This window comes from Candidatus Sphingomonas colombiensis (genome assembly GCA_029202845.1).
GTDB classification, from domain to species: Bacteria; Pseudomonadota; Alphaproteobacteria; order Sphingomonadales; family Sphingomonadaceae; genus Sphingomonas; species Sphingomonas colombiensis.
Window position 1 is genome coordinate 3624255 of sequence record CP119315.1, and the last position, 24523, is coordinate 3648777.

Consider the following 24523-nt stretch of genomic DNA (forward strand, 5'->3'; position numbering starts at 1 on the left):
TGGCGCCAATTGGCGCCAATTGGCGCCAATTGGAACACGATGCCCGTGGCTCCCACAACCCTGCCGGATACAGCCTACCATGAACATGATTTCGACGATGAGGGATTACCTTCCCGGCAGCACCAACACGGGCATGGATTGCGACTTCGCGGTTTATAAGACCCTGCTGGAATCGACGATGGCGATCCCGTGGAAGATCGACTGGGCCACCATGCGCTTCGCTTATATCGGCCCGCAGATCGAGCCTCTGCTGGGCTGGAAGCAGGATAGCTGGGTGTCTGTGGAGGATTGGGCGTCGCGTATCCATCCAGACGATAGGGACAATGTCGTGAATTTCTGTGTCTCGCAGTCAATTGCGGGGATCGATCACGAAGCGGATTATCGAGCGCTGACCAAGGATAAGGGCTTTGTCTGGATCCGCGATGTCGTCCATGTCGTGCGCAACGAACAGGGCGAGGTCGAAAGCCTGATCGGTTTCATGTTCGATATCAGCGAGCGAAAACGCATCGAACAGGAATTGATCAAGATGCAGCAGAAGCTGGAAGCGCTCTCCTTTGAGGACGGGCTGACGCGAACGTCGAACCGGCGCCGGTTCGACGAGCGCCTGAACGCAGAGTGGGAAAACGCTCGCGACAGCTCGTCACCTCTTTCAATGATCCTGCTGGATATCGATCACTTCAAGCAGTTCAACGACCGCTACGGCCATATTCGGGGTGACGAATGCCTCATTGCGGTTGCGATGGCGCTACGGCAGATCGGATGCCGGGCAAAGGATGTGGTTGCCCGTTATGGCGGCGAAGAATTTGTCTTGCTGCTTCCGGAAACGGATGAAAGCACCGCGCTGGAACTGGCGAGGCAATGCAAGCAAGCCATCGAGGCTCTCGCCATACCGCATGAAAAATCGGATTGCAGCCCGTTCGTGACAGCCTGCGTCGGTGTCGGCACCATCATTCCATCCGCAGAAGCGAGGTCGAGAGACTTTTGCGAGATGGTTGACAGGCTGCTCTATGCCGCAAAGCAGAATGGCCGAAACCAAATCAAGTCCATGTGATCGTGCCCGGATGGACTGACGGAGGCTTCGGGCGGTGCTGCGGCGGGCTGCCCGTGAGCCACAGCCAAGGCTGTTCGCCAGCAAACTGGCCGTGATTTACCCGATGTTGAAAAAGTCGACGCGCCTTCGACAATTTCGGGCAAGAATGCTGCCGAAAGTCTTTTAATGCCCGCTTGTCGGTAGTGTAGCCGCGAAAATCGCCTTCCAGATTCCAGACGTTCTTTGAGGATACGATCTGGAGAAGCCAAATAGCCGCCTCTGGCCGCGAGCCACCCGATATCCATGACGATATTGAGGCGCGTCGCGGCCCCGGCGTTCAAGCCCAATCTCGTTCGGCGATCCCCCACCAATCAAGCATTGCGCTCCCAGCCACAGCTTGCCAGTCTTCAGGCATTCTTGCTTGGGGGAAAACCATGCGCCGGATACTGTTTGCCTCGCTGCTCGCCGCTACCGCATCGATTGCCGCCGCCGAGCCGGCGTCAAAGGAACAGTTGATGGTGCCCCCATCGGGCGCACGTCACTTCACGATTAGTTCGACGGCCGGAAAACATGGCGACATTTGGTCATGGAAAATGCCGGATGGGCGCACGGCTTATCGCATGTCGATGTCGTTGCGCGGCTGGGTCACCGAAACCGATGAGACGATGGCGACCGGACCCGATGGCCGGCCAACGACGATAGCCATTCGCGGCTACACCGATCAAGGCGACGCCACTGAAGACTTCAGCGTCGATACTGGCGGTGTCGCGCGCTGGAAGACGGCGGTTGATTCCGGCTCCGCCCCATTTGGTGACAAGCGCTACAATAGCTATGGCGGCCCGTGGCTTGCCGGTGAACGCGATATCGAAGCGCTGGTCGCGGCGGGCGACAAGGGCATTGATCTCCTGCCGACCGGCCACGCCAGCATCACCATCGGGCAAGCCGTTCAGATTGACGGGCCACAGGGAAATGCGACGGTCAAACTGGCATTCATTCAGGGCTACGGCTTCGCACCTACGCCGGTTTGGCTCGACAAGGACAATCGTTATTTCGGCAACGCCGGCGTCATCTCGCTGCTACCTGAAGGCTACGAAAAAAACGGTCCGAAACTCAAAGATATACAGGACAAGGCCACTGCCGCCATGGTGCGCGATGTTGCCCATCGCTTCCTTAGCCCAGCCAATCATACGCCCACGCTGATCGATCATGTACTGATGTTCGATTCCGTTGCCGGAAGTTATCTGCCTGATCGCGCGGTTCTGATCGCCGACGGAAAGGTGGCGGCCGTCGGCGCGGGAGGATCAATCAAAACGCCGGCCGGCGCGACGGTGATAGACGGCCGCGGCAAGACGCTTCTCCCCGGTCTGTGGGACTCGCACCAGCACGTCGGCGACGACTGGAATTTGCTACAGAACGTTGCGACCGGTATGACCAATTATCGCAGCCCCGGCTCGATGATCGATGAGGCGCACAGCATCTACAAACGTCGCGCGGCCGGCGACCTGCTCGCGCCCGATGGCAAAATCTCCGTGATCATCGATCGCAAGGATCCGCTCGCGGCGCAGGGTGCGCTAACCGTTTCCTCGGCGAACGAAGCGGTAGCGGCGGTCGACAAGATCAAGGCGGCCGGGCTGTGGGGCGTCAAATTCTACACCTCGATGGACCCCGCATGGATCGCTCCGGCCGCCGCTGAAGCGCATCGGCTGGGCCTTCACGTCCACGGACATGTGCCGGCGGGCATGCGTCCGCTTGATGCGGTGCGCGCTGGCTATGACGAAGTTACCCACATCAACTTCATCATGATGCAGGCGATGCCGCAGGATGTTGTCGACAAAGCCAATACCGCCGCGCGGCTCGAAGGGCCGGCGAAATACGGGAAAGACGTCGATCTCGACTCCCCCGCGATGAAAGCCTTTTACGCCGAGCTTGCGAAACGAAACACGATTATTGACCCAACACTAACCGTTTGGGAACCGCTGCTGACCTCGGACGGGAGCGCCATTTCGCCGGAATATGCGCCCTTCGCTGACATCGCCCCGCCAGCGGTGGCTCGCGGATGGAAGATTGCCGGCTATCCGTTGTTCGGCGGCCTTACGCGGGATGATTTCCGCAAAAGCTTCGGCAAAATGGTCGGGCCGTCAGTCGACTGCATCAGGCTGGCGTGCGGATCGTTGCGGGTACCGATGGGTACGGCCTAGAATTGGTGCGTGAACTCGAACTCTATCAGAGTGCCGGGCTCTCAAATGCGGAAGCGCTGCAAACTGCGACGATCATTCCCGCACGCATGACCGGTATGGACGACCGCACGGGATCGATTGCGCGCGGCAAGACAGCGGATATCATTCTCGTCGATGGCGATGTGTCGCAGAATCTATCCAATCTGCGTCAGGTCGATACGGTTTTCCTGGATGGCTATCGGCTCAACGGAGCGGCTTTGCGAAAGGCGAGCGGATTGAGCGGCATGCCCAAATGACGATGCGATCCGTGTGCTGATCCGCGCAACGGGCGACTTGCGGCGGTCCCCCCGGGGCATCCGTGAGGCGTCACAACCCGCGTTCGGATCACCTGACGGAAGCACTCAGCCACCCCAGACCTCGGCCTAGAGTCGCGTCAAATTGCCGCCGAGCAATTTCTCGATCCGCGCCCCAGGCCAACCGCGCGCGGAAAGGTCGTCCGCAAGCATACGGAAGCGCAAATTGCTGTTGTACTCCGCTACGATATTGAAGATCCCCGCCCCTTCGCCGGGCGCGCCGATACCCTTTTTCGTGCGCTCTTCGTAGAATTTGCACTGCGCCGCACGAGCCGCATCATCGATCATAGTCTTGGAGATCACCCCGTCGGGGCCGATCGCGATATGATCCTCGCCGCACATTTGCAGCGCCGCAGCAGGTCTTCGCGGGTTGGGGTAGCATTGCCCAAACCATCTCGACGAAGGATCCGCGATCCCCTGACGCCTCGTCCAGGTGCGTCGGGGCTTCTCTCATTTTGAACACCCGCCGTTCGTGTTCAGCCGAGAAACGCAACCATCCCCACTGCGGCTGCCCCCATCACCACGGTCGCGAGCCAGCCAAAGAATTTCAGCGGTGCCGATGCGGTAAAATCGCCCATGATGCTGCGCGTGGAAACGACGATCATCAGGCCGACGAGAACGGGCACCGCAACAACGCCGTTGATTACGGCGCTCCAGAATAATGCTTTCATCGGCCTGATGGGCGACCAGTCAATCGCGACACCCAATGCCATGCCAAGTGCGATCACCGCATAGAATGCCTTGGCGCGCATCGGCTTATATTCCAGACTGGCGTTCCATCCGCCGATTTCGCAGACGGCGTAGGCGGATGAGCCAACAAGGACCGGCACCGCAAGAAGCCCGGTTCCGACAATGCCGAGACTGAAGATCACAAACGCGACTTTGCCCGCGATCGGTTTCAATACCTGCGCCGCGTCGGCCGCGCTCTGGATATCGATCTTCCCGGCGGCGTGGAGCGTACTCGCCGTACCGAGAATAATGGCCAACGCGACGACATTCGATACAGCCATGCCCGCAAAGGTATCCCAGCGGATGCGGCTCAGCGCGTCTGGCGCCTGCGCACGGGCGCGATTGAGCGGCACTCGTTCATCGACCTGATCAATTTCCTCGACCTCCTGCGCCGCCTGCCAAAAGAACAGATATGGGCTGATCGTTGTGCCGAAGATCGCAACAATGGTCGTGATCGCGCCGGCCCCCGCGATGGTGGGGATGACAAGTGCTCTTGCCGCGGTGCTCCAATCCACCTGCACCATCAGCAGCACGGCGACATATGCGATCAGCACCAGCGTCAGCCATTTCAGGATCGATGCATAACGATTGTAAGGCACGTACAATTGGAGGATCAGCGAGAAGATCGCGAAAGCGACAGTGAAAAGATGGCTCCAGCCGCCCACCACCAGCGCCGAGCTTTCGCCCATTGCGGCCAAATCTGCTCCCACGTTGATCGTGTTGGCGACAAAGAGCAACCCGATCAATCCGATCACCAGCCACTGCGGCATGACCTTGCTCAAGCTGCGCCCCAACCCACGCCCGGTGACCCTCCCGACGCGTGCGCTTGCAAGCTGCACCGCGACCATAAGAGGATAGGCCAGCGTCATCGTCCACATCAGGCTGGTGCCAAACTGCGCGCCGGCCTGCGAATAGGTGGCGATCCCGCTAGGATCGTCGTCAGCCGCCCCTGTGACCAGACCCGGCCCAAGGCGCTTCATCCACCCAAAGCCCCTCAAGCGGGGCCTCCATTTTTCTGAATTGGGCGCGCGAGAGCGTTCAACGCCAAAAGATCAACAGGCGGATGTTTTTACCCATCAACCTCTTCCTCAGCCGCGCTCCTGTCTGAAACCTCACGCGCCCGCTTTGGGTTCCGGCCGAACGATCAAATGAATGATAGATCCGCCGAAATAGGCCGCCGATCGCTCCTCTCACCCGTCGACAGAATTATCACGATCGATTGATGCTGCCTCGGGCTTTTCCTCATTGAGAATTCTCATCGCGGCGCCATCCATGTCGTCATACTGGCCAGAACGCACTGCCCAGAAGAACCCACCCAATCCGGAGAGACCAAGGAGCAGAGCGATCGGGATGAGAATACCGACGCTGTTCATCGCGCCGCTTTCCTCAGCCGCATTGCATTGGCAACGACGATCAGGGACGAACCGGACATGGCAAGTGCCGCAATCAGAGGGGTGACGACGCCCGCGATTGCCAGCGGGACAGCAAACAGATTGTATCCGACCGCCAGTGCCAAATTCTGCTTGACGACGCGCATCGTGCGCCGCGCTACGGCAACCGCGATTGGAACCGGCATCAGCCGGCCGCCGACGAACACTAAGTCCGCCGCCATCTGCCCCACGTCGCTGGCGCTTGCCGGCGCCATTGAGACGTAAGCGGCCTTGAGAGCCGGCCCGTCGTTGATCCCGTCTCCCACCATCAGGACGCGCCGTCCTGCCGCTTCGGCGGCCCGGACGATGGCGTACTTGTCCTGTGGCGTCAGTCTTGCTCGGCCAGGAACATCGAAACTGGTGGCCAGCGCATGAACAACTGCCGGAGCATCACCGGAAAGGATCTCCGGCATCAGTCCTTCCACGCCGAGCCGCGCAACTGCCGACGCTGCATCCTCGCGTGGCTGATCGGCGACGCAGATTGCGTACGGTTGTGCATCACCGATGCGGAAGACGATTGAGGCGTCCTCGCTCGTCTCCCCGGCCCATCCTGGCCTCCCAAGCCGAACCTCGACGCCACGCGCCAGCGCCAGCCCCCGCACACCGAAGCCCGCTTCCTCCACAAGGATCTCAACCGGTGCAGGCGGCTCGTTGGCCACCGCCGCCATCACCGCCATGGCGCTAGGATGGCGGCTGGCGCGCGCGACAGCGTGAAGAATCGAGCGTTCATCCGGGGTCTCAGGCAAGCCATTTACTACGACCGGCCGCCCGAGTGTGATCGTCCCGGTCTTATCGAGCAGCGCCAGATCGGCCTTCGCGAGCCGTTCAAGCGCGGACCCGTCTTTCACCAGCACCCCCGCGCGCATCAGCGCGCCAGAGGCGACGACCTGTGCCACCGGCACCGCCAAACCCAGCGCGCACGGGCAGGTGATGATGAGCACCGCCACGGCGTTGGTAAGCGCGGCGTGCCACCCTGCCCCCGCGATCAGCCAACCAGCCAGTGTCAACGCAGCGAGCGTATGTACGGCTGGCGCGTAAAGGCGCGAGGCGCGATCGGCGATCCGCATGTAATGCGATTTCGTTTGTCCGGCGCTTTCCATCAGTCGCGCGATATCGGCGATCGCGGTGGCGTCGCCGGCTCGCGCCACCTTGATGATGAGCGGCGCGGCAAGATTGACGGTGCCCGCGAGCACCTCTGCGCCGGGAGCCACCGGCTCGGCCATGCTCTCCCCCGTGACAAGCGAGCGATCGACCGCACTCACGCCTTTCTCGACCGCGCCATCGGCCGCGATCCGCTCGCCCGCAGCAACGAGCAGCCGCATCCCCGGCGCCAGTTCGGCGATAGCGCGGCGCTGATGCGAACCGTCGCGCGCGATCACCGTCGCCTCGGCCGGAAGGCGCCGCAACAAGGCATCGACTCCGCCACGCGCGCGATCGCGCATAACGCTGTCAAGGAAACGCCCGCCGAGCAGGAAGAACAGCAGCATGACGACGCCATCGAAATATGCGTGCGCGCCGCCAAGCACGGTCTCGTAAAGGCTCATCGCGACGGCTACGAACACCCCGATTGAGATCGGCACGTCCATGTTGGTTCGCCCGCGCCTGAGCGCGACCCACGCGTTCGCGAAGAAGATACGCCCCGAATATGCGACCGTCGGCAGCGCGATCAGCGCCGAAAGCCAGTGAAACAACTGCCGTGTCGCACCGTCCGCGCCAGACCACACCGACACCGACAACAGCATGATGTTCATCATTGCGAAGCCGGCGACCGCCAAGGCCAGCACAAGCCGACGGGATTCGCGTCCGCCTGCCTCGCCCACCTCCCCTGCGAAGGCATGGGCGGCGAAGCCCAGTCCATCGATCGCGTCGATCAGCCGATCCTCGCCGATCTCGTCGAGGTGATCGACACGTACCCGGCGGTTGGTGAAATTGACCCGCGCCGCTGCCACGCCGGGAAGCGCGGCGAGGCCGTGCTCCAACTTGGCGATGCAACCCGCGCAACTCATTCCCTCCACCACGAAGGTGGAGGTGGAGAGCGCATGGGCGGCTGAAGGGCGCGCCGGCGCGGTCACATCCGCACCTCATCCTCAAAGCGAAGCCGCTCGTTGCGGCGCGTGCCGATGATCTCGATCAACCAGCGTCCTGACGGCAGCGGCTGACCGGCGAGATAGTGCTCGCTGGCCGCGTCCCAGCGCAAGGTAAGCACCTGATCGGGCTGACGGCCGAGCGGGTGGCGCGCGGTAACGGTCAGTGCCGCATCGGACACAGGCGCGCCGCGCTGCGTGAGCGCGACCGCTAGCCGCCCCGCTGCCGCCACCGGCTCAGCCCGCCAACCCGCATCGCCCTGCGCGCGCGCCTCGGCCAGCCAGCGATCGTAATGCTGGCTCGCGACATAGCTGTTCTCCACCACCACGCCTCCAAAGGTGGTGGAGGCGAAGGTCGCCATCGCTACGTTCACCGCGATTACCACGCCGAAGAAGGCGACAAGGATCGCGGTCATATGCCAGCCGGTGAAAGGACGGGTCATTGGTTACCCTCCGGTCGCTCGAAAGAGCTGCTGTCGTTGGCGACGGATTTATGGTCATCCTGCGCGACGGCGATGAACCGCAATTCGCTGCGCTGCGCTCCCCGCGCCGGTGCGACCACGAATACCTGCGCCTTTGCGACGCGATCGGCCGGCACATTGATCGTCACCGATTTGCCGGCGGTTTCGCGGGACCCGCCGTCCGTCCACATCACCGCATCGATCCCGCTCAGCGACACCGCGAAATCGCGCGGGCGCCCCTCCATGTTGCGGAGCTTGATCGTATACGTGTTGCGGATCGCACCGTCGGACAGCCGCACCCACAATGGGTTGCGGGTCTGGAGTACGCTGATCCCCATATGCGTGCGCGTGCCGAGCGCGAACAACATGCCGCAACCGATGCCGACCCAGATCAGGAAATAGATGATCGTGCGCGGACGCAGCAGCCGCTTCAGCGGCGGCAGCGGCGCCTCGCCCGTCTTCGCGCGCTTTATATCCGCTTCGGTCGTATAGCCGATGAGGCGCGGTGCGCGATCGACCTTCGCCATGATCTCGTCGCACGCGTCGATGCACAGGCCGCAGGTGATGCAGCCGATCTGCGGCCCTTCGCGAATGTCGATGCCAGTGGGGCAGACCGCGACGCAGGCATTGCAATCGATGCAGTCGCCAACCGCGTCCCCCGCCGCGAGACGGACGACCGACGGCGCGTCCTCCTGCGCCTGCGCGCGTTTCAGCCCGTGCGTGCGCGGTTCGCCGCGCCAATCCTTGTAAGTGACCGCAAGCGACTTCTCATCCATCACCGCGGACTGGATGCGCGGCCAGGGGCACATGTAGATGCACACCTGCTCGCGCATCAGCCCGCCCAGCGTGAAGGTGGTGAAGGTGAGGATGCCGACGGTCGAATAAGCGACGGACGGCGCGGTGCCGCCGAGAAATTCGCGCGCCAAGGTCGGCGCATCGGCGAAGTAGAAAATCCACGCGCCGCCGGTCGCCGCCGCGATCAGCAGCCACGCAGCGAACTTTGTGGTGCGTTTGGCGACCTTCTCCGCACCCCATGGCGCGCGATCGAGCCTGATCTGCGCGTTGCGATCGCCCTCGATCGCACGCTCGACATGGACGAACAGATCGGTCCACACCGTCTGCGGGCAAGCATAGCCGCACCATGCCCGCCCGACTGCGGAAGTGACGAGAAACAGCCCGACCGCCGCCATGATGAGCAGGCCGACGACATAATAGAATTCGTTCGGCCAGATCTCGATCGAGAACATGTAGAAACGGCGATGCGCCAGATCGACCAGCACCGCCTGATCCGGCGCATGGGCTCCACGGTTCCATCGCAGCCATGGCGTGACGTAATAGATCGCCAGCGTCACCGCCATGATCGCCCATTTCAGGCGACGGAAGACGCCATCCACGCGGCGCGGAAAGACCTTGCGCCGCGCCTCGAACAGGCTCGGCGCGGGGCCGCCGATATCGTCAACGCTGGGCATTCTGACCCGTCGCGGCAGGATCGGCTTCCCCCCCGCCAAGCGAATGGACATAGGCCGCGAGCATCTTGATCGTCACTGGATCGAGCCGCTGCCCCCATGCCGGCATGATCCCGTAACGCGCATTGCCGATGGTGTGGACAAGCGAGTCCCGATCGCCGCCGTAGAGCCAGATCGCATCGGTCAGGTTCGGTGCGCCAAGCGTGCGATTGCCCTTGGCATCCGGGCCGTGACACACCGCGCAATTGTTCGCGAACAATGCGGCCCCGCGCTTTGCCGAGGGGCTGGCCGCCTCCTGATGCGAAACGTGGCGGACATGGGAAACCAGATCGTCGATCTCCCCGCCGTTGAGGATGCCGTCGCGCCCGAACGCGGGCATCTGCGACATGCGGGTCGCATCGTCGCCGGGCTGGCGGATGCCGTGGACGATCGTCTGCTGGATCGTCTTCAGGTCTCCGCCCCACAGCCAGTCGTCGTCATTCAGATTGGGATAGCCCTTGCTCCCCGCCGCGCCGGAACCATGGCATTGCACGCAATGCACCTTGAACGCGGAGCGCCCGCCCTCCGCCGCCGCTGCGAGCAGCTTGGGATCGGACGGCAATTGCTCGATCGGCGTGCGCGCCAGCGCCGCCATGATCGGCGCGCGGCGCGCATCCTCCTGCGCTGTATCGCGCACCAGCTCGCCGCGGCTCGACCAGCCCCAAATGCCCGGCGTCGCGCGGTGAATCATCGGCCACGCCGGGTAGAGGATGCAATAACCGACCGCGAACGCAACCGACGCATAGAAGGTTAGCAGCCACCAGCGTGGCATCGGCGTATCGAGTTCCTCGATACCATCCCATTCGTGCCCGACCGTGCTGGTGCCCGTGGCAACGTCAATGCGTTTGTTGTCAGCGTCAGCCATTGTCGGCCTCGTCGAAAATGCTGTTGGCGGCGCGGCGGTTGGCGTCGCGATTGCGTGGCAGGAAGGCCCAGCCGATCAGGGCGACGAACACGCCGGTCATGATTACCAGCCCCCAGCTATCCGCCAGGTGGCGCAGCGTTTCGTAGTTCATCGCGCGGCCTCCCGCGCCTGTGCGGATTTGAAATCGACCTGCGTGCCGAGCCCCTGAAGATAGGCGACCAGCGCATCCATCTCGGTGATCCGCCCCGGATCGCCGTCGAAATCGCGCGCCTGCACCTTGGGGTAGCGCTTGGCGAGGCCGGTCGTATCCCCCTCGCCGAACGCCTGAGTCCGCGCGTCCTCATCGGCCTTGGCGATATCCTCGTCGGTATAGGGCACGCCGACCTTGCGCAGCGCGATAAGATCCGCGCCCAATCGGGAGGTGTCGAGGTTGCGCTTCGCGAGGAAGGCATATTTCGGCATGATCGATTCCGGCACGACGGACTGCGGGTCCTTCATGTGCTGGACATGCCATTCGTCCGAATAGCGCCCGCCGACACGCGCCAGATCGGGGCCGGTGCGCTCTGATCCCCATTGGAACGGATGGTCGTACATGCTCTCGGCCGCGAGGCTGTAATGGCCGTAACGCTCCACTTCGTCACGGAACGGGCGGATCATCTGGCTGTGACAGCCGTAACAGCCTTCGCGGATGTAGATGTTGCGCCCCGCCAGTTCGAGCGGCGTGTAAGGCCGCACGCCCTCGACATGCTTCACGGTGGATTCGATCCAGAACAGTGGCGCAATCTCGACGATCCCACCGATCGCCACCACGGCGAGCGACAATACCCCGAGCAACGTGACGTTGCGTTCGATCTTCTTGTGGCGATTTGCCCAGGTAGCCATTGGTCGGCCCCTCCTTATCGAGCTTGAGCGGAGACGAGCGGGCGATCGCGTGCCGGATCGAATGGGGCATCGCTCATCGGCGCCTCCTCGCGGAGCCGACCGCGGATCGTCATCCACACGTTCCAGGCCATGAAGAAAGCGCCGGTGATGTAGAGCAGCCCACCCAGCGTGCGGATCAGATAATAAGGGTGAAGCGCCGCGACGACCTCAGCGAACGAATAGACGAGATAGCCGTCGTCACCATATTCGCGCCACATCAGCCCCTGCATGATCCCGGCCACCCACATCGCGGAAGCGTAGAGGACGATCCCCAGCGTCGCGCACCAGAAGTGCCAGTTGACCATGCGCAACGAGTAGAGCCGCTCACGTCCCCACAGGCGCGGCGTCATGAAATAGATCGCGCCGAAGGTGATCATGCCGTTCCAGCCGAGCGCGCCCGAATGAACATGGCCGATCGTCCAGTTGGTATAATGGCTCAGGGAGTTGACCGTCTTGATCGACATCATCGGCCCCTCGAACGTGCTCATCCCGTAAAAGGCGAGCGCGAACACCATCATGCGGATGATCGGATCGGTGCGGATCTTGTCCCACGCGCCGTTCAACGTCATCAGGCCGTTGATCATGCCGCCCCAACTCGGCATCCACAGCATCACCGAGAACACCATGCCGAGCGTCTGCGCCCAATCCGGCAGCGCGGTGTAATGAAGGTGGTGCGGCCCGGCCCAGATGTAGAGGAAGATCAGCGACCAGAAATGGACGATCGACAGGCGGTAACTATAGACCGGCCGCTCAGCCTGCTTAGGCACGAAATAGTACATCATGCCGAGGAAGCCGGCCGTCAGGAAGAAGCCGACGGCATTGTGGCCATACCACCATTGCGTCAGCGCATCCTGCACGCCCGAGAAAGCGGAATAGGATTTCGATCCGACAAGGCTGACCGGCATCGACAGGTTGTTGACGATGTGCAGCATCGCGATCGTGATGATGAACGCGAGGTAGAACCAGTTCGCGACATAGATGTGCGGTTCGGAACGGCGCACGATGGTGCCGACGAACACCACGAGATAGGCGACCCACACGATGGTCAGCCAGATATCGACATACCATTCCGGCTCGGCATATTCGCGCGCTTCGGTGATGCCCATGACATAGCCGGTCGCGGCCAGGACGATGAACAACTGATATCCCCAGAACACGAAATTCGCGAGGTTGGGCCAGAACAGCCGCGCGCGGCACGTGCGCTGTACGACATAGAAGCTTGTCGCGATCAGCGCGTTGCCGCCGAACGCGAAGATCACCGCAGAGGTATGCAGCGGCCGGATGCGTCCGAAATTGACGTATTCGCCAAGGTTCAGCTGCGGGAAGGTCAATTGTGCGGCGATGAACACGCCGACCAGGAAGCCGACGATGCCCCAGAACACCGTCGCGATCACGCCCCAGCGGATCACATCGTCATAATATTGCCCGGCGGTGGCCGGAGAGACGCGCGGTCCCATGCCGTCCTTCGGCTTGGCGCCCAGCCCACGCACCGCGACGAAGAATGCGGCGGCGGCGGCGATCCCCATATGCACCGCGAAGCCGCCATCGACCGCGGTTGCAGCGGCGAACGATGCAAGCAGCGCCAGGAACAGCCACCCGGCGGATGCGCTGATATCGTTTGCCATTCGGGTTACCTCGTTGCGCAGGATGCTTGACCGGCTGGCAGTCCGATCGTTCATCTTTTTGGGGGATCGAGAAGGTGCCGGACGCCCCCCTTTCCAGCGTCCGGCGCGTCGAGGTTGCGACGCCGGGCCGCCACATTCATTGATCTGGATCAAAAATTCGGTGAGCGGGCGATCGCGCAGAGCCGTTCATGATCCAGCACCGTGCAGTCGCGCGCATTGACGAGCGTGATCACGCCCTCGGCGCGCAAGTGGCCAAGCTGCCGGCTGACCGTCTCAGCGGCAAGGCCCAGGAAATTCGCGACTTCCTCTCGACGCAAAGGAATCCGCACCGGCTTCCCGTCCGCATGGGCGGTGATATAGAGAATGAAGACCGCCACCCGCTCCCGCGCGCTGCTGTGACCAAGCATGCGTAAGCGGCCGCGCGCCCGTTCGGAGGCGGCAATCGCACGCTCAACCAGCATCCTCCGCATGGGCGGAAAGGTGTCGAGCGCGTGCGCGAAATCGTGACGGGAAAATGCGCATATTTCGGTCTGGGCCAGGGTGGTGGCCGTCACGATCTGCTCGCGCACACGGGGCGTACCAAGGAAGTCGCCGGCAAACATCAGGTCGACGATCTGCTCGCGCCCGTCCTTTGCGTGGAGGGACAATTTGAGCGCGCCGGACACTATATTGGCACACAGATCGCCACAGTCGCCCATCGGATAACCGGCGGGCATGATATGCCGTGATCGGCTCACGTGGAGCGCCGCCAGTTCGCGATCCTCCAGCGCGGCGCACAGGGACGTGTCGCGCACGGGACATGTCCGGCATTGCCTTGCCGGGCCCGCGCGACCAATGCCTGCCCGCGCATCATCGAGGCGATTAGCCGATACTGCCCCTTTTTCTTCAAGGCATGACTCAGGCTGCGTCGTCGGCATCGCAACAATTCGCGCGCTTGCGCGGGTTACATGCATGACAACCGCACGCGCCATCGTCGCGCCGTGGCTGTTGCAGTGGCGCCAAAGGAAGCCTGATCCCCGCGCCGGGCTGCCCGCAAATGCCGATCGCCACCCCCGATGGCGGCATCGCAGCCTGTAGCGGAGCCGTTGCCAGCGCGCATATGGCAGCGATCGCGGGCGCGCGGTCTCTATACCGCACTGCTAAACCGCGTCGCGCTATGCTGGCTATAAGGATCGATCGTAGCCGCAATGGCGCGCGCATAAGGCATCGCTTCCGGTGCCAAAATCAGCCGCTCTCCCAACCACCTGACCAACCCGCAGGCGGCAAAAGGCGCCATCCGTTCGCGTATTGTTGAACGATCGGGCAACCCCGTGAGATCGACACTGCCCCGGCAGAGCAATTGCTCGATCGCCAAACCTCGCCGCCGGTCGATCCTGTCGCGCCGGACACCGCGCGCACTCGCAAATCCACCATGCGCAATGCGCAGATGGTAGCGGCCGACGTTTTTCTCGTTCTGAACCAGCAGGCCGGGAAACATGCTGATTGCCGATGCTCCAAGACCAACGAGCACGTCCGCGGTATCGTCCGTAAAACCCTGAAAATTGCGCCGTAACGTTTCCGACCGAGCCGCCAGGGCGAGTTCATCATGGGGCTGCGCGAAATGATCGAAACCAATCGACTGCCAGCCCGCGCCCGCCAGTCGGCTGTGCGCCGCCTCCGCCTGCCGGAAACGCGCTTCCGCGCCAGGCAGCGCGCGCGAGTCAATCTGACGCTGACGGGGGATCAGATGAGGGACATGGGCATAGCCAAAGACCGCCAGCCGATCCGGCTGCATCTCGAGCGCGATATCTATCGTGTCGAGCAATAGCGACGCATCCTGTCCGGGCAGGCCATACATCAGATCGAAATTGATCGAACTCACCCCCGCTGCGCGCAGCCGCGCGGTTACCTCGGCGATCATCTCCGTCGGCTGGACGCGGCCGATTGCCCGCTGCAATTCGGGCGAGAATGTCTGGACGCCAAGGCTGGCCCGCGTCACGCTGGCGCTCGCGAACGCCTCGTCCCAGCGCGCCTCGAACCGCCGCGGATCCAGTTCGACAGACACGGCCGCGTTGGCACAGTCGAATGCCGTGCGCACCTCGCGCAATAGGGCCGCGAATTGATGCGGAGACAACGCATTGGGGCTGCCGCCACCGAACGCGATACGGCCCACTCGTCCGCGCCCGCCCAAATGTCGCGCGACCAGCCTTACCTCCTCGGTCAGTCGCTCGAGATAAGCAGCCACCCGCGCGGTGCGGTTGGCAGCGCCGGTGTTGCATCCGCAATACCAGCAGATTTCGTGGCAATAAGGTATATGAAGATAGAGCGAGACCGGCGCGTCTGCGGCAACGCCTTCGAGCGCTTCCTTCATGTCCCGCGCGTCGATCTCGCCAAATTCTGCCGCGGTCGGAAAGCTCGTGTAGCGCGGCACAGGCGTCGCCAGCAGCTCGGGATAATAGGTCCACATACGAGTGGATTATGCGATTCGGCGTGATCTTCATTGATTCTGATCAATTAGCCGAATGGAGATAACCAGCGCTCGGCGTTGGCAGATTTGTTGCTCGCATGCGTTCCGCCTGCTAGCCTTATCGCATGTCAAGCTGCGACCTATGCGCTATCCGAAATCGCGCGATATGCTCCGCACTCGACGCCAAAGAAATCGAAACGCTAAACGCGATCGGGCGCCGTCAACAGCTCGCCGCCGGGGAACCTCTGATCTGGGAAGGCGAGGATTCAGTACGGGTTGCGAATGTCATAGAAGGCACGCTGAAGCTGTCCTCGGGCACCCGGGACGGCCGTGAGCAAATCGTTGGCCTCGTCTATCCGTCGGACTTCATAGGACGGCCGTTCGCGGACACTGCCAATCATGAAGTGACGGCGCTGACCGACGCCCGTGTTTGCGTTTTCAACCGACGCGACTTCGATGCCTTCACGCGGGAACATCCGGCGCTGGAGCATAAGTTGCTGGAGCACACACTGAACGATCTGGACCGCACGCGGCGCTGGATGCTGCTATTGGGCCGTAAATCGGCCTCCGAAAAGATCGCCTGTCTCTTGCTCGAAATGTCGGAACGGCTTGCTTTTCCGAACTGTAAAGCCGGCTTTGAGGCGGCGCATCAACACCTCAGCCTTCCCTTTTCACGCCAGCAGATTGCTGACCTGCTCGGGCTGACAATCGAAACCGTCAGTCGCCAATTTACCCGGCTGAAGAAGGAGGGCGTCATCGATCTCCCGTCGCGCCGCGAGGTGATCATCCTCGATCATGCAAGGCTCCTCGTCGAAGCCGGCTGATCGGCGGCGTGACTACGGCCGCCGATCAGCCCAGGCATCACGATCTCGCGGCGGACGTAGGACACCTCGCACTGGCAGAACGGTGCCTTCAACTTGGCGGTCGTCCCGATGACGGCGATCCGGTCGCCGCCGTACCACCGTCAGTTGAGGTCGATCACGTCGCCAATCCTAAAGGTCAGCGCCTAGCTTTCGGGATACAACGCCTTCCTGCAAGCAGGGTCGGCTTTTTCCAGACCGCCGATTTTTGCGGCGTTCCACGGGCTGCCCATCTTGTCGCTGTAGCGATACCAGAACCCGTATAGCCGATCATGCGCGGGAACGAGCGTCGCTGCCCCGATGCTCTTTTCTGGGGCTGAGAACCACGTCAGGCGCATGATCCGACCATAGATCGTCCCACGCAATGCACCTACGCCGCTATTGTAGCAGCCGAATATCTCGTTTCCTTTCTGACGGATGGCAATCGGGCCATATTCATGGGCATAGACGCCCGACGCATCGGCGGTATCGGTCACGCCGCGCTCCGCCAGCGTGCCGAGCGCTTCGAACTCGGCCAGTCTGGTCGCACCCTTACCATCCCAGTTACTGTCGATTTGCAACTTGATCCATCGCGTCGAGATTTCCTTGGGCAGCGGAAATTCGCTGCGAGTATTGGGCTTGGCCTCACCCTGAAGGATTGTCGTATAGGGACCGTCCGGCCCCGTGGTGGAACCGAGAATAGCGAATTTGCGAACAGGCGAACCTTCGGCACTTTGGGAGGAAGAGCCGTCCTCACGTAATATCGGCGTAAAACGCGTGTCGACGACGAAGGCCTTAACCTTGCCTATGCCGGCCAATTCGAACTGGAGATTATGTGGAAAGGTGGCATTCTTGTCCGACGTCCATCCGTAGGCCGTGCTGCCGTCAAGCAGGTTGATCGTCCAGTTTGACCAATGACGCTTCTCTTCGCCGGGATCAGCCATTGCGATCCCGCCCCAGGTGATGTGCAGGATATTGTTTTCGTCTGGGGGAACCGGCACCTGATCCGCCTTCTCCCTTTCCACCTTCCCGCACGAAGCCAGGCAGAAAAGGGCAATCGCACTGGCGGATAGCAAGCGTTTCATTTCAGGGTGTCCTTCTTCGGGTGACGGGAGGGCGCGACTCTCGCGATCAATGAGGTTAGGTGCGCAGGCGCTCCGCGCTTTTTTGCGCATCGCCGGGCCGCCCCTCCGCCCGCGCGGCATAGCGCCGGGCGAGGACCGAGCAGACGATGAGCTGCAACTGATGATAAAGGATGATCGGCAGCATGATCATGCCCAGCGCAGAGCTGCCGGCGAACAGGATCTTGGCGATTGGGGCGCCGTTGGCGAGGCTCTTCTTCGATCCGCAGAATACTGTCGTCACCTCGTCCGGCAGCGAGAAGCCCCAGGCGCGTGAAACATTCATGGTGAGCCACAGGACCAGTGCGAGCAGCCCCCCCGCGATCACCGCAATCTCCCCGATCACCCACGGCGAATATCGCCACCACAAGCCGGACGCGGTCGATTCGCAGAAGGCGGAATAGACGATCAGGACGATCACCCCGCGATCGAGCAGGTTGATGATCCGCTTGTTCGCGGCCAGCCGCTTCGCGATCAGCGGGCGCATCACCTGCCCCACCGCGAACGGCAGCAGCAATGTCATCGCAATATCGGCGATCGCGGGCAGGATCGGGAACGGCTTGCCGCTCACCGCGACGATTGTGGCGATCAACATCGGCGTGATCGCCATGCCGACAATGCCTGAAAGCGAGGCATCGAATACCGCCGCCGGCACATTGCCACGCGCGAGGCTGGTCATCGCCACCGACGACGAAATGGTGGAGGGGAGCGCGCAGAGGAAGAACAGGCCCAGCCGCGCTTCATAGCCCAGCACCGGTTGCAGCCCGAAGAACAGCGCAAAGCCGATCAGCGGGAACAGCACGAATGTCGCACCCTGCACCGCCACGTGGATCCGCCAGTTGGTCGCGCCGGCTTTCAGCGCCTGTGGAGAGAGATTGGCGCCGTGGAGGAAGAAGACCAAACCGATCCCGAGCGTCGTCACCAGCCCCATGTGCAGCGGCCCATCCGGTGCGCCCAGATGCGGCGCGACCAGCGCCAGCACCACCGCCGCAAGCATCGCCAACAAGAAGCCGTCAATCTTCATGTCTCATTCCACCCACGCGTGCCGGCACCCGCCACGCGTCGCGCCGGACATGCCAGCGCGCGCGGGGGACCGTTTTCCCGGTACAAAGATCATCGAAACCGAACGCCGCCATGATAGCAGCGCGCGGCTCACCGTGGCGGCCAGGCCTTTGCCGGCGCCTTGAACACCGGGGCGCCAAGCAACGGGCTGGACAATGCGTACGCACCATTTTCGGTGAATGCCCAGATGATGTTGCGATCATATTCGGTGAAGATCGCCAACACGCCCTTGCCAAGCGTATATTCCGGCAGCTCCGACGTATCGGCGAGGCGCGGGATGAAATAGCCCGCGATCTTCGGATCAGCAGGGTTGCTGACATCGAAAAGCTGCACGCCGGCATTGTAGAAGGAATAGGGGATGATCCCCTGCCGCCATGTGCCCGGCTGGCCAATCGAGTTGGAACGCTTCGGCCCGAAATTGCCGCCGCGCTGGCAGAAATGGGTGAATGGAGCCCCCGCGGGCGTTTCGGGTTGTGGCAGCTTCGCAGCGACTTTCAGATGCGCCGGATCGCGCGCATCGACCACGAAAATATCCTTGTACGGCTCGTAGCAGTCGCGGTTCATCGGATAGCCGCTGGTCAGCACATAACCGGTACGCTCATATTGGCTGACGTCGGCGTTATCGAATTCCGTACCGGCAAAACTCGGCGGCGAATTGACGTTGCCAAGCGCGCGCGGCTTCGCCGGATCGCTAAGGTCGAATGACCACAGGCCGAGCCCGCCCATCGCGCCGAACCCGATCTTGCCCCCGTCCTCCAGCGGCTTGGGCAGGAAGATCGGCATGCGCGCGCCCATCCAAGAGGTGCGATTGCCCGCGCGCGGATTCATCAGATAGGCGTTCTCATGATCCTTGTTGCCCAGGATCTGCCCGGGCACCGCGATCTGCGACACGAATTTCGGATCGGCGGGATCAGACATGTCCCACACCTGATAACCCGGCGAATAGAGATAATTGGGATATTCGGTCAGCGCATAGCTGTCGTCCGGCGCAGCGGACAGGATCATATATTTGCCGCCATAATATTCCGGCGAGTCGAGCGAGCCGGAACCCTGCTGCTGGCCGACCGGCGCATCGGGATGCTTATAATCCGTGGTGCGCGTCGCAATCAGCCGCCACTGGCTGGGCAGCGGCCCATCCATCGCGAATACCTTGAAGCCCTTGAGCGAATTGTAATGCCGCTGCGCCGCCACCTTGCCCGGCTGGTCGATCTTCTCGGTCATCAGGCCGTAGCGTCCGATCTCGAACGAAGCGACCATTACTGGTTGGCCGAGCTTGGCGCTCCACACGATCGTCGCGCCGCCGAGATAGTCCTGCACATTATTGGCGTCGAACTTCTCGCTCGATCCCTTGGGCCCCCACACGCCGCCCTTCGAATAGACGGTCCTGCCGTGGCGCGGATCGGTTACGTCGAGGATGCGCAGATAATCGCGATCGTGGACGTACAGATAACGCTTGCCCTTGAAGTCGGCGATGTTCGCCCAGGCGTGGAACGGCGAATCCGCGCCGGGATAGAAGCCCAGAACAGAAACATTCTTGGCGTAGCTTTTCTGGTCCCAGGTCTTCATCGCGCCGGGGAAAGACTGCCCCTCATGCACCTCTGGCGTGGCCTTGGGCCAGACGAACTGGCCGGTCGCCGCGTCCATCCCATAATCGCGCCCCGCGACCAAGGGCGCGGGCTTCCTGTCGGGTGCCAGTTCCAGCCAGCGCCGGAGATAGGGATCGGTAATCTTGCCATCAATCGATCCCGGCGTCCCGGCAGCGGCCGGCGCAGGCTGCACGCTCGTCACCGGATTGTCGGCGGACTGGGCGGCAAGCGTCTGCGGCAACGCGAGCATAAACCCGGCAGCCGCGAGTATCGAGAAGGATGCACGGATCGGCTGCTTGTTCATTCTGCTGTTCCTCCCTGGCGCCGATCGACAACGACCACACCGTTCTTCATCACGAAATTGACGTGTTGCAGGCGGCCGATATCCGCGAGCGGATCTCCGCTCACCGCGATAATATCGGCATATCTTCCCGCCCGGACCGACCCTATTTTGTCGGCCGCACCGAGCAGATCGGCGGCATTTCCCGTGGCAGCCAATATGGCATCCATCGGGGACATCCCGGCTCGGTCCACCATCAGGACGAACTCGCGCGCCTGCGCGACGCCGTGCGGCGACATATCGGTGCCAAAGGCGATCTTCACGCCAGCGCGATAAGCCGCCGCGAGATTGCGAACCATGACGGGCGCCGTCGCCTTCGCCTTAGCAACGCTTTCGGCTTCGAAGACGCCGGGATGCGTATCCATGAACTCCACCCCCGCGACGCCGGCGAGCAGGGTCGGAACCAGATACACGCCATGCGCCTTCATCAGCGCATAGGATTCGGCATCGGCGAACGTCCCGTGCTCGATCGAATCCACGCCAAGCCGCACGGCCGCATCGATCGCCTTCTTGCCATGAGCATGGGCGGCCACCTTCATGCCAAGCGCGTGCGCGGTGGCGACCGCCGCCGCGACCTCGTCATCCGCCATCGCTTTCGCCTGCGGATCATCGCCCAGCGAAATTACGCCGCCGCTCACCATCAGTTTGATCAGATCGGCGCCGCGCATACGTTGCAGCCGCACGGCGCGGCGCGCGCTTTCGGGGCCGTCGATCACCGCTTCGCGCTCGAACGTTCCGGACATGTCGGCCCGCGCCAGTTCCGGTATCAGGCCAGCTGCAGGATCGGCGTGGCCGCCGGTCGGGCTGAGCGCCATCCCCGACACCCACATGCGGGGGCCGGGAATCAATCCTTTCTCGATCGCGCGCTTGAGCGCGATGTCCGTGCCAGCGGGTGCCATGAGATTGCGGATCGACGTGAAGCCCGCCTCAAGCTCCCGTCGCGCCTCCGGCACGGATTGGAACGCGATATCGAGCGGCGTCTCCATTACGCTGCGCGCAATGCGACTACCGGCGCCGTCCGCTTGCGTAATGTGGACATGGCTGTCGATCAGGCCGGGCAGAACCGTTTCATTCGCGAGGTCGATCACCGTTGCAGCGGGATTCTCGATGAAACCGGGTTGAACCGAAACGATCCGCCCGTCCCTGATAACGACCGAGACCTTGTCGAGTACCGTTTTCGATAAACCGTCGATCAGATGGCCCGCATGAATGATGGTCTCGGCCCCGGCACCCTGGGCAGTAATGGGCGCCGCCATTGGACGTGCGCCCGTTTGCTGAGCCAGCGAAAGGGCAAGCACCGTCACAGCAGCTCCAATGAATTTCACGCTGGATCCGCTGCCCGTCATCCCCGCTCCTCCCAAAAGCTATTCTTACCGAAGCCGATGCGCTCGGACTGATCAATCGCCAAGCCACACGGTTCAAAAAATACGACACCCACCGTCGTTAACGCCGGTGGGTGTCGGCCCCGGCTCAATATTTGTAACGAACCGTCAGCCCCCAGGTGCGCGGCACGCCGAGCTTACCGTATGATGCACCGAAGATCTGGAAGAGCTGTGAGATGTTCAGCTTGTTCTGCAGGTTCTTGCCCCACAGTTCCACGTTCCAGTGGCTGCCGCGCGGTTCGAATAACAGCGAGGCGGTCAGATCCGACTGCGGCGGCACCAGTTCCAGCGGATTGTTGGTGATATAGCCATAATAGGATGAGGTACGGCTGTATGCGCCACGCAGCGTCGCATCCATCGCATCGCTGATACCAACCGTATAGGCCGCCCCCGCCATCCATTTGGTCGACGGCACCAGCGGCAGCTTATGCCCGGACTGGTCGACGCCCTGCACGACCAGCGTATCGACCCGCGAATCCTGGTAGCTGAAATTACCATAGAGCTGGAAGTTGCGTACCGGGAAAGCTTGGAATTCCATTTCGACGCCCTGATTGTGCGTCTTGCCGGCATTGCCCGTGACGACAATATTCGGACCGCCCGGGATCGGTGATGGAATAACCTCCGACACCTGAAGGTTGGTATATTCAAGCTTGAACGCAGAAATGTTCAACCGTGCGCGATGATTGAACAGATCGGCCTTGAACCCGGCCTCATAGTTCCAGACCTTTTCTTCGATATATGGCGTTTCGGCGGAAAGTTTTTCGTTGGAGACATCGTTGAAACCACCGCTCTTGAACCCTTGCGATACGGTCGCATAGAGGAACACCGATGGCGTCGCTTGGTAGTTTATCGTGAAGCTCGGCGTCGCCGCCTGGAATGTTTTCTTACCGGCGGCATTGAACGTCGGCACCGTAACACCGTTCACTGTAAATGGCGCGCCATAGCTCTTGCCCGATGGCGTTTCCGTGAACTCCTTGTGATCGCTGCTCCAGCGCAATCCAGCCTGCAACTTCAGCTTATCGGTGATATTGTAGCTGACGTTACCAAATAGCGCGAAAGCGTCCGTAGTTCCCGTTGAGTCGTAACGAGTCCGCCCGTTAAACCCGTAATAGTTGTTGAACTGAAAATCGACGATCGCGGTGTGGATCGAACGCTCGTGGAAATAGTAAGCACCGAGCAGCCAGCGGAACGCTGAATCATTGTCCGACGCCAGCCGGAATTCCTGCGAATATTGCCGCGTGCGATAGTCGTCTTCCTGCGTAAACAGGATATTGCTGAGCGCGGAATTGATCGCGGGCGGCCCGATCGGCGCAGGCTGGGTGCCCGTCGAGGGCGAGCGCGAAGCCAGCGTACCGTAACGATAAGCGGTGACCGAGGTGAAATTGCCGATCGGCGTATTCCAGTCGACATTCAGACTACCGCCCGAATTGTTGATATTGCCGAAGCCATTGTCGTTGGCACCATTGCCGACGCGTGGATTGGCATATGGCGCACCGGAATAGGGACCGCGCACCGCAGTGACCCACCAAGACCCGGTTCCGCGCCGGACCGTCGTGTCAAGGTTGAGCGTGATGTCGAGATTGCTGGTGGGCGTGAAGCGCAGGGCGGCGCTGACACCCGTCATCCGCTGATCATCGATGCCGCTGTGGGTGGTGGTGTTATAGTCGTAACCGTCATGGTTACGCGTCGTCACCGCCACCTTGGCATAGACGTTGTCGGCGATCTCACCCGAAATGTACCCGCCGGCGTCGCGCGTATTGTAATTGCCGACCGTCACCTCGCCGCCAGCGCGCGTCTCCGGCCCCGGCTTGGTGCTGTAGAAGGAAATTGCGCCGCCGATCGTATTGCGACCGAACAAGGTGCCCTGCGGGCCGCGCAACACCTCGACGCGCTCGATATCCATGAAATCTGTGTTCACGAGGAACGGACGGCCGAAATAGGCTTCGTTCACGAACACGCCGACCGATCCGTCCGCCGTTGCCGAACGGTTGTTGGCATTGCCGAGGCCGCGGATCGTGTAATTGGTGATGCCAACCTGGGTCGAATAGATTTGCAGGCCGGGCACCTGAAATTTCAAGTCGTCCGTGTTCTGGATACCGCGCGCCTGAAGATCGGCGGCGGAAAGCGCGGTGACCGCAACGGGCACACGCTGCGCGCTTTCCTCACGCCGGGTCGCGGTCACGATAATGTCGCTGACCTGGCCCTGCTTCGTCGCGGCTGCCTCGTCCGGCTGGCTCTGTGTCGCCGCCGGCTGCTCCTCCGCGAAGGCCGGGGTCGCCCCGATAGCACCAAGCCCGGAAAGGATTGCCGTGGACACCAGCCACGACGATTTCACCCCATGTTTCATTTCGCTCATCCTCCCCGCCCCCGTATTCGTCTGGTAAGGCCTGAGCTAAATCTGGAAGAGACGTCTATGATCAGCAAATAATAGATCGCATTGCTGATATAACGGAATTGTCATATTCGATCGGTGCCCGACAACGGGGATTGCGGCAAACGCGAAAGCGCCGCGCGCGTAATCCGCACACGGCGCTTTCCAATATTTTCTTATCTTTATATGATCTTGT

At 62.0% G+C, this 24523-nt stretch carries 21 protein-coding genes; 4 read left to right on the top strand and 17 right to left on the bottom strand.

Annotation, left to right across the window (positions count from 1 at the left end):
* The first annotated feature begins 79 nt into the window (after positions 1-79).
* From P0Y64_17700 to P0Y64_17710, 3 genes are all read left to right on the top strand, one after another.
* On the top strand, positions 80-1051 hold the full coding sequence (locus tag P0Y64_17700) for a sensor domain-containing diguanylate cyclase (protein ID WEK43138.1): 972 nt from the start codon (positions 80-82) through the stop codon (positions 1049-1051).
* A gap of 413 nt (positions 1052-1464) precedes the next feature.
* Positions 1465-3228, top strand: coding sequence for an amidohydrolase (locus P0Y64_17705; GenBank protein WEK43139.1), 1764 nt, complete (start codon positions 1465-1467; stop codon positions 3226-3228).
* A complete protein-coding gene (locus tag P0Y64_17710; GenBank protein ID WEK43140.1) occupies positions 3192-3503 on the top strand; it encodes an amidohydrolase family protein in 312 nt (103 codons plus the stop codon). The genes P0Y64_17705 and P0Y64_17710 overlap by 37 nt, the downstream gene beginning before the upstream one ends.
* Before the next feature lie 126 nt (positions 3504-3629).
* Here P0Y64_17710 and P0Y64_17715 read toward each other — a convergent pair whose 3' ends face one another.
* The 12 genes from P0Y64_17715 to hemN form a co-directional block, all read right to left on the bottom strand.
* On the bottom strand, positions 3630-3902 hold the full coding sequence (locus P0Y64_17715) for a membrane dipeptidase (GenBank protein ID WEK43141.1): 273 nt from the start codon (positions 3900-3902) through the stop codon (positions 3630-3632).
* A 134-nt stretch (positions 3903-4036) separates the two neighbouring features.
* Complete coding sequence (locus P0Y64_17720) at positions 4037-5287, bottom strand: divalent metal cation transporter (GenBank protein ID WEK43142.1); 1251 nt, start codon at positions 5285-5287, stop codon at positions 4037-4039.
* Positions 5288-5479: 192 nt separating this feature from the next.
* Complete coding sequence (gene ccoS, locus P0Y64_17725; protein ID WEK43143.1) at positions 5480-5662, bottom strand: cbb3-type cytochrome oxidase assembly protein CcoS; 183 nt, start codon at positions 5660-5662, stop codon at positions 5480-5482.
* Positions 5659-7725: a heavy metal translocating P-type ATPase gene (locus tag P0Y64_17730; protein ID WEK45109.1), complete on the bottom strand. Its 2067-nt coding sequence runs from the start codon at positions 7723-7725 to the stop codon at positions 5659-5661. The genes ccoS and P0Y64_17730 overlap by 4 nt, the downstream gene beginning before the upstream one ends.
* A gap of 62 nt (positions 7726-7787) precedes the next feature.
* The gene (locus P0Y64_17735; protein ID WEK43144.1) at positions 7788-8246 is read right to left on the bottom strand and encodes a FixH family protein; all 459 of its coding nucleotides are present in this window, start codon (positions 8244-8246) and stop codon (positions 7788-7790) included.
* Positions 8243-9733: a cytochrome c oxidase accessory protein CcoG gene (gene ccoG, locus P0Y64_17740; protein WEK43145.1), complete on the bottom strand. Its 1491-nt coding sequence runs from the start codon at positions 9731-9733 to the stop codon at positions 8243-8245. Before ccoG ends, P0Y64_17735 begins: the two co-directional genes overlap by 4 nt.
* Positions 9720-10634, bottom strand: coding sequence for a cytochrome-c oxidase, cbb3-type subunit III (ccoP, locus tag P0Y64_17745; GenBank protein ID WEK43146.1), 915 nt, complete (start codon positions 10632-10634; stop codon positions 9720-9722). Before ccoP ends, ccoG begins: the two co-directional genes overlap by 14 nt.
* Positions 10627-10785, bottom strand: coding sequence for a cbb3-type cytochrome c oxidase subunit 3 (locus tag P0Y64_17750; protein ID WEK43147.1), 159 nt, complete (start codon positions 10783-10785; stop codon positions 10627-10629). The genes ccoP and P0Y64_17750 overlap by 8 nt, the downstream gene beginning before the upstream one ends.
* Positions 10782-11516, bottom strand: coding sequence for a cytochrome-c oxidase, cbb3-type subunit II (ccoO, locus tag P0Y64_17755; GenBank protein ID WEK43148.1), 735 nt, complete (start codon positions 11514-11516; stop codon positions 10782-10784). Before ccoO ends, P0Y64_17750 begins: the two co-directional genes overlap by 4 nt.
* A 14-nt stretch (positions 11517-11530) precedes the next feature.
* Positions 11531-13180, bottom strand: coding sequence for a cytochrome-c oxidase, cbb3-type subunit I (ccoN, locus tag P0Y64_17760; GenBank protein ID WEK43149.1), 1650 nt, complete (start codon positions 13178-13180; stop codon positions 11531-11533).
* Between the two features lie 149 nt (positions 13181-13329).
* Entirely contained in the window at positions 13330-13974 is a 645-nt protein-coding gene (locus P0Y64_17765; GenBank protein WEK43150.1) for a Crp/Fnr family transcriptional regulator, read from the bottom strand.
* Between the two features lie 332 nt (positions 13975-14306).
* Positions 14307-15626: an oxygen-independent coproporphyrinogen III oxidase gene (hemN, locus tag P0Y64_17770; protein WEK43151.1), complete on the bottom strand. Its 1320-nt coding sequence runs from the start codon at positions 15624-15626 to the stop codon at positions 14307-14309.
* Positions 15627-15751: 125 nt separating this feature from the next.
* Here hemN and P0Y64_17775 point away from each other — a divergent pair, with 125 nt between their 5' ends.
* A complete protein-coding gene (locus tag P0Y64_17775) occupies positions 15752-16450 on the top strand; it encodes a Crp/Fnr family transcriptional regulator (GenBank protein ID WEK43152.1) in 699 nt (232 codons plus the stop codon).
* A gap of 182 nt (positions 16451-16632) precedes the next feature.
* On the opposite strand, the gene P0Y64_17780 is transcribed toward P0Y64_17775, so the two are convergent.
* The 5 genes from P0Y64_17780 to P0Y64_17800 all read right to left on the bottom strand — a co-directional run bounded on the left by P0Y64_17780 (position 16633) and on the right by P0Y64_17800 (position 24312).
* Positions 16633-17550, bottom strand: coding sequence for a discoidin domain-containing protein (locus tag P0Y64_17780; GenBank protein WEK43153.1), 918 nt, complete (start codon positions 17548-17550; stop codon positions 16633-16635).
* 55 nt (positions 17551-17605) lie between these two features.
* Complete coding sequence (locus tag P0Y64_17785) at positions 17606-18610, bottom strand: bile acid:sodium symporter (GenBank protein WEK43154.1); 1005 nt, start codon at positions 18608-18610, stop codon at positions 17606-17608.
* Positions 18611-18738: 128 nt separating this feature from the next.
* Entirely contained in the window at positions 18739-20538 is a 1800-nt protein-coding gene (locus P0Y64_17790; GenBank protein ID WEK43155.1) for a hypothetical protein, read from the bottom strand.
* Entirely contained in the window at positions 20535-21830 is a 1296-nt protein-coding gene (locus P0Y64_17795) for an amidohydrolase family protein (protein ID WEK43156.1), read from the bottom strand. Before P0Y64_17795 ends, P0Y64_17790 begins: the two co-directional genes overlap by 4 nt.
* Before the next feature lie 214 nt (positions 21831-22044).
* Positions 22045-24312, bottom strand: coding sequence for a TonB-dependent receptor (locus P0Y64_17800; GenBank protein ID WEK43157.1), 2268 nt, complete (start codon positions 24310-24312; stop codon positions 22045-22047).
* Between the last annotated feature and the right edge of the window lie 211 nt (positions 24313-24523).

What these genes read in the sequence shown, in the direction of transcription:
- P0Y64_17790 (WEK43155.1), bottom strand. Translation starts at nt 20,538, where the DNA reads ATGAACAAGCAGCCGATCCGTGCATCCTTCTCGATACTCGCGGCTGCC.
- P0Y64_17750 (WEK43147.1), bottom strand. Translation starts at nt 10,785, where the DNA reads ATGAACTACGAAACGCTGCGCCACCTGGCGGATAGCTGGGGGCTGGTA.
- ccoN (WEK43149.1), bottom strand. Translation starts at nt 13,180, where the DNA reads ATGGCAAACGATATCAGCGCATCCGCCGGGTGGCTGTTCCTGGCGCTG.
- ccoG (WEK43145.1), bottom strand. Translation starts at nt 9,733, where the DNA reads ATGCCCAGCGTTGACGATATCGGCGGCCCCGCGCCGAGCCTGTTCGAG.
- P0Y64_17715 (WEK43141.1), bottom strand. Translation starts at nt 3,902, where the DNA reads ATGTGCGGCGAGGATCATATCGCGATCGGCCCCGACGGGGTGATCTCC.
- P0Y64_17775 (WEK43152.1), top strand. Translation starts at nt 15,752, where the DNA reads ATGTCAAGCTGCGACCTATGCGCTATCCGAAATCGCGCGATATGCTCC.
- P0Y64_17700 (WEK43138.1), top strand. Translation starts at nt 80, where the DNA reads ATGAACATGATTTCGACGATGAGGGATTACCTTCCCGGCAGCACCAAC.
- P0Y64_17705 (WEK43139.1), top strand. Translation starts at nt 1,465, where the DNA reads ATGCGCCGGATACTGTTTGCCTCGCTGCTCGCCGCTACCGCATCGATT.
- ccoP (WEK43146.1), bottom strand. Translation starts at nt 10,634, where the DNA reads ATGGCTGACGCTGACAACAAACGCATTGACGTTGCCACGGGCACCAGC.
- P0Y64_17785 (WEK43154.1), bottom strand. Translation starts at nt 18,610, where the DNA reads ATGAAGATTGACGGCTTCTTGTTGGCGATGCTTGCGGCGGTGGTGCTG.
- hemN (WEK43151.1), bottom strand. Translation starts at nt 15,626, where the DNA reads ATGTGGACCTATTATCCCGAGCTGCTGGCGACGCCTGTGCCGCGCTAC.
- ccoS (WEK43143.1), bottom strand. Translation starts at nt 5,662, where the DNA reads ATGAACAGCGTCGGTATTCTCATCCCGATCGCTCTGCTCCTTGGTCTC.
- P0Y64_17735 (WEK43144.1), bottom strand. Translation starts at nt 8,246, where the DNA reads ATGACCCGTCCTTTCACCGGCTGGCATATGACCGCGATCCTTGTCGCC.
- P0Y64_17730 (WEK45109.1), bottom strand. Translation starts at nt 7,725, where the DNA reads ATGAGTTGCGCGGGTTGCATCGCCAAGTTGGAGCACGGCCTCGCCGCG.
- P0Y64_17800 (WEK43157.1), bottom strand. Translation starts at nt 24,312, where the DNA reads ATGAGCGAAATGAAACATGGGGTGAAATCGTCGTGGCTGGTGTCCACG.
- P0Y64_17780 (WEK43153.1), bottom strand. Translation starts at nt 17,550, where the DNA reads ATGAAACGCTTGCTATCCGCCAGTGCGATTGCCCTTTTCTGCCTGGCT.
- ccoO (WEK43148.1), bottom strand. Translation starts at nt 11,516, where the DNA reads ATGGCTACCTGGGCAAATCGCCACAAGAAGATCGAACGCAACGTCACG.
- P0Y64_17795 (WEK43156.1), bottom strand. Translation starts at nt 21,830, where the DNA reads ATGGCGGCGCCCATTACTGCCCAGGGTGCCGGGGCCGAGACCATCATT.